Source organism: Pseudomonas donghuensis (assembly GCF_000259195.1).
In the GTDB taxonomy this organism is placed as follows: Bacteria; Pseudomonadota; Gammaproteobacteria; order Pseudomonadales; family Pseudomonadaceae; genus Aquipseudomonas; species Aquipseudomonas donghuensis.
The window spans coordinates 1-856 of record NZ_AJJP01000228.1 but is presented as its reverse complement, the minus strand read 5'-3'; the positions used below and the strand labels follow the sequence as shown (position 1 = coordinate 856).

The following is an 856-nucleotide window of genomic DNA, read 5'->3' as shown; positions in this document are numbered from 1 at the left end:
GCTGGCTGTACTGGTGGTTCTGGGTGCTGATCATTCCGGTCGAGGCGATTGCCGGCGCCGATATCCTGCACGCCTACTTCCCCGGCGTGCCGTCGTGGCTGTTCGCCTTCCTGATCATGATCGTGCTGTCGGGCACCAACCTGATCAGCGTGAAGAACTTCGGTGAATTCGAGTACTGGTTCGCGCTGATCAAGGTCATTGCCATTCTTGCCTTCATCGGCGTCTGCACCCTGGCGGTGTTCGGCGTCTGGCCGTTGGCCGAAGTCTCGGGTGTGCAGCAACTCTGGGCCAGCGGCGGCTTTATGCCCAACGGTTTCGGTGCGGTGCTCGGTGGCGTGCTGGTGACCATCTTCTCGTTCTTCGGCGCCGAGATCGTCACCATCGCCGCCGATGAAACGGCCAACCCCAAGGACAAGATCCGCAAGGCCACCAACCTTGTGGTGTACCGCATCGCGATCTTCTACATCGTCTCGATCTTCTTCATCGTTTCACTGGTGGCCTGGAACGACCCGGGTCTGAAGGCGGTGGGCTCGTTCCAGCGGGTGCTGGAGGTGCTCAACGTGCCCGGCGCCAAGCTGATGGTCGACCTGGTGGTGCTGGTGGCAGTGACCAGTTGCATGAACTCGGGCCTGTACACCGCTTCGCGCATGCTTTATTCGCTGGGCTCGCGCGGCGAAGCGCTGAAGATGACCAAGCGCATCTCCGGCAATGGCGTGCCGACCGTGGCGGTAATCCTCTCGACCTTCGCCGGCTTTGCCGGTTGCCTGGTCAACTATGTGTTCCCGGGCAAGGTCTTTGGCTTCCTGCTGTCGACCACCGGCGCCATCGCCTTGCTGGTGTACCTGGTGATTGCCGT

1 protein-coding gene is annotated in these 856 nt (G+C 61.4%); it reads left to right on the top strand.

All coding sequences use genetic code 11. The features are described 5' to 3' along the window. The coding region (locus UW3_RS0102285; RefSeq protein ID WP_010220578.1) for an amino acid permease at nucleotides 1-856 on the top strand (856 nt) is incomplete at both ends.